Genomic DNA, 8,742 nt, shown 5'->3' with positions numbered 1-8,742 from the left:
GCGGAAAAGGCCCGCTGCATGGAACGGCTGTTCAGCGATGCCGAGTATCAGAAGGCATGGCGCCTCACAGCGGAGGCAAAGGCCCGGATCGACGCTTGGGTGCCTGATTGCGTCTGACCTGATGCAATCCGGGGGCGCAGACGACCATGACCCCGCCCCCGGATTACGCTAAAAAACAGGGGAAGCAGACACATGCCACAACAACCTGAAGATGAGCAAGGCTTGAGCGCGGAACAGATCGAAGCCTTGCGGGCCTATCGCGACCCGCATGGCAGACGCTGGAAAAGCCGCCTGCTGGTCGAATGGCACTCCTCGACAGGCGATGAAGGGCCGGAGCTTCGCCAGGTCCGCAACACCTTAGGCCCGTCCTGGCTGCTGACCGATCGCCTGCCCGACTGACATTCCCATTCCTTCAGCGACGAAGGTTCACTTGGCCCCGCCCCGCGCGGGGCTTCTTTTTTCCTCGGCTGGCGCGGGTTTCCCCTGTCCTGCCACCGGCAGGCCGGCGGCAGGACAGGGGCGCTCAGGCCGGGCCGGCCGCCCCTGCGCGGCGACGCCCTGCCCCGCTGCTTTATGCCAGATCGGTCTGGGAGAAATCATCGCCCTTGTAGAGCAAGGGCACATGGAAGGCTTTCGCGCAGGCATAGGACAAAGCATCGCCCATGTTTAGTTGCGCCGGATGCCCGACCATCTTGCCATAGACTGACAACGCGCGGATCGCCTCGGCCCCCATGCTGCCCGTGATGTGCATTTCCTTGGCTTCAAGCGCCTTCAGCAGCTCATCGACAAGATCCGTCGCGGCGGCAAAGTCCTCGGCTGTCGCCGGGCCTTTGCCGCGCCGCTCGACCCGTTTGCGCACAAGGGCAAGTGTCGCCTCCAGGCGCACGATGGGCGAATAGCGCAGGGTGCCTCGCGCGGCCTCCATCGCCTTCAGGAACGCGGGGCCATCTTCTTCCTGCAACAGCACGGCGGCGACAACGCTGGCGTCGAGAAACATCAGTCCTCGCCCCACTGTTCGTCCATGAATGCCTTGTCCGCTGCAATGTCGCTGCCGCTGGACACAAATCCGGCTTCTGCCGCCCGCCGCTGTATCCGCGCAACCCGGTCCGTCAGGGTTTCCTTGGCAGCGAGAGCGTTCAACTGATCGGACAAGGCACGGCGAACGGCCTCCGTCTTGTTTGTCATGCCGGTGGCCGCAAGATACTGATCGACAAGCGTATCCACCGCAGGATCTTTGATGTAGAGTGGCATGATATATCCTCGCTTCGGCCTAAGTATATCCTTTGAGGATATATAAGCAACCTTGTAGGGATATACCATCGGCGTCCCCCTTCGGGTCACGTCCCCGGTTCGGCCGGCAAACCCAGAGGGTAGGAGGTGGAGAACCTTAAATGGGCAGGATTCCGGACATGTTGGCCTCCTGCTTAAGCCCACGTGAAATAGGTCATCTCCAAGTCCGCCGTCAGCGTGTTTGGGCCTATGATGAGTGCACTATCACATGAGCCATGCGGTCCCGCGCACAGGCGAAACCGCATGGACGGTCATACCCGCTCAGGCTTTCTCACTCACCGGCATGTAAAGATCGCCGCCTTCGCGGTACTTCTGCGCCATGGCTGCCATGCCCTCCTTCTGCGCCTCGGCACGGATGTCGTGGGAAATCCGCATCGAGCAGAATTTCGGCCCACACATCGAGCAGAAATGGGCGACCTTATGCGCCTCTTTCGGCAGGGTTTCGTCGTGGAAGGCCCGCGCTGTCTGGGGGTCCAGTGACAAGTTGAACTGGTCCTCCCAGCGGAACTCGAACCGGGCGCGAGACAGGGCGTCGTCGCGGATCTTTGCCGCCGGATGTCCCTTGGCCAGGTCGGCGGCATGAGCGGCGATCTTGTAGGTGATGACGCCTGTCTTCACGTCATGCCGGTCGGGCAGACCCAGATGCTCCTTGGGCGTGACATAGCAGAGCATGGCTGTGCCGAACCAGCCGATCATCGCCGCGCCGATGCCCGAGGTGATGTGATCATAGCCCGGCGCGATGTCGGTCGTCAGCGGCCCGAGGGTGTAGAACGGCGCCTCGCCGCAGACGGCAAGCTGCTTGTCCATGTTCTCCTTGATCTTGTGCATCGGCACATGGCCGGGGCCTTCGATGATGACCTGGCAGTCCTTGGCCCAGGCGATCTTGGTGAGCTCGCCCAAGGTCTCCAGTTCGGCGAATTGCGCCGCATCGTTTGCATCCGCGATGGAGCCGGGGCGAAGCCCGTCGCCAAGGCTGAAGCTGACGTCATAGGCGCGCATGATGTCGCAGATCTCCTCGAAGCGCTCGTAGAGGAAGCTTTCGCGGTGATGGTGCAGGCACCATTTCGCCATGATCGAGCCGCCGCGCGAGACGATACCGGTGACGCGATCCACGGTGAGCGGGATCATGTGCAGCCGTACCCCGGCATGGATGGTGAAATAGTCCACGCCCTGCTCGGCCTGTTCGATCAACGTGTCGCGGAAGACCTCCCATGTCAGGTCCTCGGCAATGCCGCCGACCTTTTCCAACGCCTGGTAGAGCGGCACGGTGCCGATGGGCACAGGCGAATTGCGGATGATCCATTCGCGGATGTTGTGGATGTTGCGGCCCGTGGACAGGTCCATCACCGTATCCGCGCCCCAGCGGGTCGCCCAGACCATCTTCTCGACCTCTTCGGCCATCGAGGAGGTCACAGCCGAATTGCCGATATTGGCGTTGATCTTGACCAGAAAGTTGCGGCCGATGATCATCGGCTCGGCTTCGGGGTGGTTGATGTTGGCCGGGATGACCGCCCGCCCGCGCGCCACCTCGTCGCGCACGAATTCGGGGGTGACGAAATCAGGGATAGCGGCGCCGAAGCTTTCGCCGTCGCGCACCATCCTTTCACGTATCGCCGTGCGGCCCAAATTCTCGCGGATCGCGACGAACTCCATCTCAGGCGTGACGATGCCCGCGCGGGCATAGGCAAGCTGGGTGACGGCCTTTCCGTTCCGCGCCCGCAAGGGGCGGTAGCGGAGGGGGAATTCGGGTGTCAGCCGGTCGCCCGAGGCGAAACCGTTGTCCTCGGGCTTTACATGCCGTCCCTCGTAGGCTTCCACGTCGCCACGCCCCATGGTCCAGCCTTCCCGCAGGCGCGGAAGGCCGCGTTCGATCGCGATTTCGGCGGCCGGATCGGTATAGGGACCCGAGGAGTCATAGACCGTCACCGGCGGCTCGCCCGCGCTTGGATGCAAGGCGATCTCGCGCATGGGCACACGGATGTCGGGGTGCAGCACGCCCGGCCTGAACACCTTGACAGAGGCGGGCAGTGGTCCGGTGGTAACCGTCAGGGTTTCTTTAGATGTCATGTCGAGGCTCCTCGCGTCGCAGCATTGGAGACCCAGCACCGACGGGAAGGAATAGAATGCCCCACTGGTCGCATGCGACCGGCAAGGCATCCGCACCGTCCCTACGCCAGGATGAACTGGATCAGGTTCGTAGGGTCCCTGCGCTGCCTTGCGGCCAGCAGTATCTCAGCCCCTTGTCGGGACACCCCTGGTGGAGATGCAAGAGTGCGCAGCAGTGCCTCTATTGTCAATCGTCCTGACCAAGCCGGCCTCTGTTGCACAAATCCTGTGATGGATTCATCTCGTGAAGCCAGCGTGGTAGCTGGAAGGCATGAGCAGACCGACCCCCCCGACCTACAAGACCCGGAACTGGCCGAGCTACAACGAAGCGCTCAAGCGCCGCGGCTCGCCGTTTTGATCTGGTTCGATCCCTCCATGACCTGGGAAGCCGCGCCAACCGGCAAGCGTGGACGGCAGCCGAGCTACAGCGATGCGGCCATCCAAACCAGCCTGACGATGAAGGTGCTGTTCGGGATGGCGCTGCGGCAGACGACCGGGTTCGTCGAGAGCCTGTTGCGCCTGATCGGCTTGGACTGGGCTGTCCCTGACTTCAGCACGCTGTCGCGCCGCCAGAAGACACTGAAGGTTCACATCCCCTACCGCGGCTCGGACGGTCCGTTGCACCTGTTGGTCGACAGCACGGGCATCAAGGTGGAAGGCGAAGGGGAGTGGAACGCCCGCAAGCATGGTGGCACTAAGCGGCGCGTGTGGCGCAAGATCCACATCGGGATCGACGAGAAATCCTTGGAAATCCGGGCCGCGGAGTTCACCACCAGCGAAATCGGCGATGCACCATTCGTCGGGCAAACAGTCCCCCGGACTGTTTGCTGGCCCTCCTCATTGCCCGAGCTGCTGGACCAGATCCCGCCCGAGCAGGAGATCGGCAGCGTCACCGCCGATGGTGCCTTCGACACCCGCAAATGCCACGACGCCATAGCCGCCCGAGGGGCCGCGGCGATCATCCCGCCCCGCAAGAACGCCAAGCCCTGGAAGCCCGACACCGCCGGGGCGGTCGCACGAAACGAGATCCTGCGCACATCCAAGCGCGTCGGTCGGACCATATGGCGACGATGGAGCGGCCATCACCGCCGAAGCCGTGTGGAGACCAAGATGCACTGCGTCAAGTTGCTGGGGCAGCGCCTGTCCGCGCGGGACTTCGACCGTCAGGTTGCCGAGTTCCAGGTGCGTGTCGCCGTGCTGAACGGATTTACCGCGCTCGGCACGCCCATCACAGAGGTCGAGGCATAGGTCTGTCCGGGGAAAGGGGAGGTCCACTCAGCAGCCGATTTGTGCAACAGAGTCGCGGCGGCCCGTGCAGGAACGGGCTGCCCGCAAGTGACGCGCAGACCTGCCTTCAAATGGTTTGACGCAGGCGTGGCTTGGTTCGGCTCTGTTCCTCTGGCAGGCAGGACAGTGAACTGTTCGCCGCCTTCCGTATCCGCGCGTTCCGTGGCGTGGTGCCCTTCCCGGCCAGTCTCGGGCCAAGCGTTCCGGAAAGCAGCTGTTCCAGCTGCGCGATGGCGCCCGGCAGGTCGGCGGTCAGGCGCAGGGGCGGCAGGGTGGCCAGGACGGCCGCCACGCTGGCGATTTCCGACCGGCCGAGGTCGGGGCAGAGCGGCGCGTCGGGGTCGGTGGCCCGCTCGCGCAGCGCCGCGGCCATGCCCTCGGGCGCGCGGCCTTCCAACCGGCAGGAGGCGCGCACCACGACGTCGTGGGCATGGACCACGGGCAGACCCAGGGCCTTGAGGCGCAGGATGATGGCCCGGTCCTCATGCGCGGGCACCGGGTCGAAGCCTCCTGCGGCGGTGTAGGCCTCGAGCCGGAAGGCGAGGCTCGCGCCCGGCGTCCGCTCGTGCCCCGCCCGGCCCGTCAGGCGCAGTTCGAGCGCAACCTTGAGGTCGAGGAAGCGGTCCTCCAGCGCAGCGCGGTGCAGAAGCAGAGGGGGCAGCAGCGCGTGTTCCTCGGCGATGGGCAGGACCCAGCCGCAGACCGCCGCCGCGCCGGCGTCGAGATGGCGCAGGTTCGCCTCCAGCCAGTCGCGCGCGACCAGGCAGTCGGCGTCCGAGGTGAGAACCGCGCGAAGCTCGGTGCCTTCCCCGGCCGCCATCCGCATCCCCTCGGCAAGCCCGAGGCGCCGCGCGGCGCCCACGCCCCCTGCGGCGATGTGGCAGTCCAGCACCGCCGCACCATGGGCCGCCGCGATCTGCGCGGTCGCGTCCGTGCAGTTGTTGGCCACGACCAGCAGGTCCGCCCCCTGGCCCCCCAGCGCGCCGAGGCAGGCGGCGATGCGCGCTGCCTCGTTGCGGGCGGGGATGACCACCAGATGGCCGCTGCGTCCCCAGCCAAGAGGACGCGCCTTGAGGTCGATGCGCGGGGGCGTGGCAGGGGGGTGCGGCGTCATGGCGCGAGGAACCTGTCGATGCGGTAGCGGGACTGGCTAAGGACGGGCAGGCGGCGGAAGGCGGGCACCATGGCATCGGCAAAGGCCTCCAGCGCCTCGGGGCCCTGCAGCGGGTTGCCCGAGGGACCGAGCCAGGTGACGGCCAGCACCTCGGCCGCCGGGCAGCGGGCGGCGATCTCCTGCGCCACTGCGGCAAGGCCGGGGCGGTCGAGGAAATACAGCACCTCGGACAAAAGGATCAGGTCGTAGTCACCGGGCGGGAAGGCGCAGGGCAGGAAGGCTTGGACGAAGCGCCCGTCCGGCACCGCGCGCCGGGCGGCCTCCAGCGCCGTTTCCACCGCGTCGATACCGGTATAGCGGCGGCAGAGGGGCGCGATGTGGCGGGCAAGCTCGCCATTGCCGCAGCCAAGCTCCAGCGCACTGGCATAGGCGGGGCGGGACAGCACCGCGCGGGTGGCCGCGAACTTGGCCTGCTCATAGGCGCTGGTGCGGAAGCCCCAAGGGTCGTCAGTTTCGGCATAAAGCGCGTGGAGGTGATCGAGGCCCACGGCCGCGGTCCCGTTCTCCGTCACCACGGCGCCCCCTCGTCCGACAGGAAATAAACCTCGTCGCGGACGGCGAAGAAGGCGGCGAAGCCCAGCGGCATCTCGAAGCCGTCAGGCGCGTCGGGCACCACAAGGCCCATTTGGCTGCGATGGGCGGCGATGGCGGCCTGCTTGGCAGCAAGGCAGGGCCCGGCGGGCAGGCGCACGGCGCGCGTGCCGGGCGGCAGGGGCGCGCGACCCTGCCCGTGCCAGCGCGACCAGACGGGGTAGAAGGCAAGCCGCAGCGGCTGGGAGCGCGCCACCGCCCGCCCCAGCGCCGCCCCCGCCACGTGGTCGCAATGCGGGTCAAGCGCCGAGGGTGCCAGCAGAAGGCCCGCGCCCATGTCCCGCGCCAGCGCGGCGATCCGGTCGGCCAGTTCCGGGTTAGCCCGCAGCCCGCCGTCGGGCGCGCCGATCATCGTCGCATCCGCCGCCGTCCCGCCCAGATGACCCAGGGCGTCGTCCAGTTCCGCCCGCCGGATCTCGGCCAGCCGGGCGGGGGGCACCGCGCGCGAGCCGGGGTGCGAACCCGCCCCGTCCGTCAGGCAGGCCACATGTGCCCCCGGCCCCGCGAAGGCGCGGGCCAGCAGCGCGCCGCAGCCGAGGGATTCGTCATCGGGATGGGGCGCCAGCACCAGCAGGGGCCGGCCGCGCAGCAAGTCCTCCGCCTCCACGGCAGGCAGGTCAACGTCGTCGGTCACGGCGATGATGGCCGCGTCCCGCTCACGCATCGGGGTCGTCCAGCAGGGCCGAGAAGGGCTCGTCCCGCGTCAGGCACCAGCGCCCCGCCCGTTGCAGAAAGGCGTCGCGCGCCGCCTGCCGCATATAGGTCGCGAGGTCGCGGGCGATCTGGCCCGTCCGCGCCTCCTCGTCGAAATGCGCAAGGCCCACGGACCGCTCGACGGCGGCGATGGCGTCCTGTCCCACCTCCTCGGTCAGCAGGCGCGCCTGCGCCGAGAGGGCGGCGGCGCGTTCCGGCTCGGCCTGTCCTGCCGCGCCCTCGGCCACGCGGGCCGCGCGGCGAACGAAGGCGCCCGCCGCCAGCGCCCGCGTCAGCACGGGGGAAAGCCGCGCCACCTGCGCCTCGGCCTCGAGCCGCCCCAGCGCGGCAAGCTCGTCGGCCGCCGCGCGCAGCAGGCCGAGCGTGCCGCCAAGCTGCACGGCGGCGATGCGCCAGGTGCCGCCGATGAATCCCGGTTCCTCGAGGTAGCGCCCCGGTCCGCCCACCCAGCGCAGCGCCGAGGCCAGCATCCCGCCCGTGTCGAAATCGCCTGAAACGGTGGCCCGCATCCCTGTCTTGCGCCAGCTGCCGGGCCGGTGCCGGGCGGGGTCGCTGACGTCCAGCAGCGCGAGGCGCACCGCCTCTCCCTGCCCGAGGGTCACGACCGCATGGCTGACGACCCCCAGCCCCGAGGCGAAGCGCTTGCCGCCCGCCAGTCGCTCTCCGTCAATCGAAAGGGGGGTTGCCCCGTCCGCGCCCCAGACGCCCAGAAGCGCGCCGCCGTCCGCCAGCGCCCGCGTCTCGGCCCAGACCTCGGCATCGCCGAGGGTGCGGGCCAGCCGCAGGGCGTTGACATGGCCCTCGTAGAGCCGCGCGAGCGACAGGTTGGCCTCGGCCAGCCGGACGAGCCGGGTGAACAGGCCGTCGGGCTCTGGCGTCCCGGCACCCAGCCAGCCTGCCGCGCGTAGCCGGTCCACTGAAGCGGCAATGGAAGCCTCGCCCCGATCCTCGACTGCAGCCGCCGCGGCGAGATCCGCCAAAAGGCGGCAGTCTTCCCGGCCGTCGGCCAGGGGGATGCGCAGGGCTGCATCGTCCTTCATGCGTGAAGCCCTTTCAGCGACGCGACGGTACGGAAGAAACGTTGCTATCAACGCTGCCGGTCTTTTCTCCGTTCCTTTCTCGCGCCTCGGAGGGCGCCGGCAGGACCGTCCGGCTTGTCACCAGCCAGAACTGCTTCCATCAGGACATGTGGAAAACGTTCAACGGCCCTTATGGCCCGAATGGCCGTGCAGCCCCGGCCTGACGAGGCTCTGACCATGCCGCAGGAAAGGCATGCCGCCCTTGCGCGGTCATGGTCCGAGAACCAGCCTCAGCGCGATGCTCCACATCATCACCGCGCTCCCCTTTTCGAGAATGCAATAAGTTCTGCGCCTGATGTCTGGCATACGATGGTTCTCTGGGCGTGATCTGAGTTCGCGTTTCTACCCCATCAACCCACCGAAGACCTGATTGACGTTGAAATTGGCAGTCTTGAAGCGGCTGGTAGGTTGGAAGAGTTGGTATGTCTTGATTGCGTTGCAATCATTGCTTACGATCAGTTGCATGAAGGGAGCCTTACATGGCCAGCATAACCATCCGCA

Annotated in this window: 8 protein-coding genes, 1 pseudogene and 1 riboswitch; of the genes and pseudogenes, 2 read left to right on the top strand and 7 right to left on the bottom strand. The window is 67.2% G+C overall.

The window, feature by feature from the left end; all coding sequences use genetic code 11:
• Window positions 1-192 precede the first annotated feature (192 nt).
• Complete coding sequence (locus BLQ03_RS18135) at window positions 193-399, top strand: hypothetical protein (RefSeq protein WP_139166791.1); 207 nt, start codon at window positions 193-195, stop codon at window positions 397-399.
• 172 nt (window positions 400-571) lie between these two features.
• Here the strand turns inward: BLQ03_RS18135 and BLQ03_RS16935 are convergent, their stop codons facing one another.
• The 3 genes from BLQ03_RS16935 to thiC form a co-directional block, all read right to left on the bottom strand.
• Window positions 572-997, bottom strand: a complete 426-nt coding sequence (locus tag BLQ03_RS16935) for a type II toxin-antitoxin system VapC family toxin (RefSeq protein WP_245688998.1) — start codon at window positions 995-997, stop codon at window positions 572-574.
• The gene (locus tag BLQ03_RS16930) at window positions 997-1,251 is read right to left on the bottom strand and encodes a type II toxin-antitoxin system VapB family antitoxin (protein WP_090757601.1); all 255 of its coding nucleotides are present in this window, start codon (window positions 1,249-1,251) and stop codon (window positions 997-999) included. The genes BLQ03_RS16935 and BLQ03_RS16930 overlap by 1 nt, the downstream gene beginning before the upstream one ends.
• A gap of 300 nt (window positions 1,252-1,551) precedes the next feature.
• Entirely contained in the window at window positions 1,552-3,357 is a 1,806-nt protein-coding gene (gene thiC, locus BLQ03_RS16925; protein WP_090757477.1) for a phosphomethylpyrimidine synthase ThiC, read from the bottom strand.
• An 80-nt stretch (window positions 3,358-3,437) separates the two neighbouring features.
• A riboswitch (TPP riboswitch) is annotated at window positions 3,438-3,556 on the bottom strand.
• 111 nt (window positions 3,557-3,667) lie between these two features.
• On the opposite strand from thiC, the pseudogene BLQ03_RS16920 reads away from it, so the two are divergent.
• A pseudogene (locus tag BLQ03_RS16920) lies at window positions 3,668-4,644 on the top strand (IS5 family transposase).
• A 106-nt stretch (window positions 4,645-4,750) separates the two neighbouring features.
• On the opposite strand, the gene BLQ03_RS16915 reads toward BLQ03_RS16920, so the two are convergent.
• Genes BLQ03_RS16915 through BLQ03_RS16900 form a run of 4 tightly spaced genes read right to left on the bottom strand, consistent with a single transcriptional unit; the run spans window position 4,751 to window position 8,202 of the window.
• Window positions 4,751-5,797, bottom strand: a complete 1,047-nt coding sequence (locus BLQ03_RS16915) for a glycosyltransferase family 2 protein (protein WP_090757476.1) — start codon at window positions 5,795-5,797, stop codon at window positions 4,751-4,753.
• Window positions 5,794-6,369, bottom strand: a complete 576-nt coding sequence (locus BLQ03_RS16910; protein WP_245688997.1) for a class I SAM-dependent methyltransferase — start codon at window positions 6,367-6,369, stop codon at window positions 5,794-5,796. Before BLQ03_RS16910 ends, BLQ03_RS16915 begins: the two co-directional genes overlap by 4 nt.
• Window positions 6,366-7,112 carry a PIG-L deacetylase family protein gene (locus BLQ03_RS16905; RefSeq protein ID WP_090757475.1) on the bottom strand — a complete coding sequence of 249 codons (747 nt, stop codon included), beginning with the start codon at window positions 7,110-7,112 and terminating at the stop codon, window positions 6,366-6,368. The genes BLQ03_RS16910 and BLQ03_RS16905 overlap by 4 nt, the downstream gene beginning before the upstream one ends.
• On the bottom strand, window positions 7,105-8,202 hold the full coding sequence (locus BLQ03_RS16900; protein ID WP_245688995.1) for an acyl-CoA dehydrogenase: 1,098 nt from the start codon (window positions 8,200-8,202) through the stop codon (window positions 7,105-7,107). Before BLQ03_RS16900 ends, BLQ03_RS16905 begins: the two co-directional genes overlap by 8 nt.
• Between the last annotated feature and the right edge of the window lie 540 nt (window positions 8,203-8,742).

Source organism: Paracoccus chinensis, assembly GCF_900102885.1.
GTDB classification, from domain to species: Bacteria; Pseudomonadota; Alphaproteobacteria; order Rhodobacterales; family Rhodobacteraceae; genus Paracoccus; species Paracoccus chinensis.
The sequence above is the reverse complement of the archived record's forward strand: the minus strand, read 5'-3'. Positions and strand labels throughout refer to the sequence as shown.

Excerpts from the sequence above, each read along its gene's own strand:
- BLQ03_RS18135 (WP_139166791.1), top strand. The coding sequence starts at position 193 with ATGCCACAACAACCTGAAGATGAGCAAGGCTTGAGCGCGGAACAGATC.
- BLQ03_RS16935 (WP_245688998.1), bottom strand. The coding sequence starts at position 997 with ATGTTTCTCGACGCCAGCGTTGTCGCCGCCGTGCTGTTGCAGGAAGAA.
- BLQ03_RS16930 (WP_090757601.1), bottom strand. The coding sequence starts at position 1,251 with ATGCCACTCTACATCAAAGATCCTGCGGTGGATACGCTTGTCGATCAG.
- thiC (WP_090757477.1), bottom strand. The coding sequence starts at position 3,357 with ATGACATCTAAAGAAACCCTGACGGTTACCACCGGACCACTGCCCGCC.
- BLQ03_RS16915 (WP_090757476.1), bottom strand. The coding sequence starts at position 5,797 with ATGACGCCGCACCCCCCTGCCACGCCCCCGCGCATCGACCTCAAGGCG.
- BLQ03_RS16905 (WP_090757475.1), bottom strand. The coding sequence starts at position 7,112 with ATGCGTGAGCGGGACGCGGCCATCATCGCCGTGACCGACGACGTTGAC.
- BLQ03_RS16900 (WP_245688995.1), bottom strand. The coding sequence starts at position 8,202 with ATGAAGGACGATGCAGCCCTGCGCATCCCCCTGGCCGACGGCCGGGAA.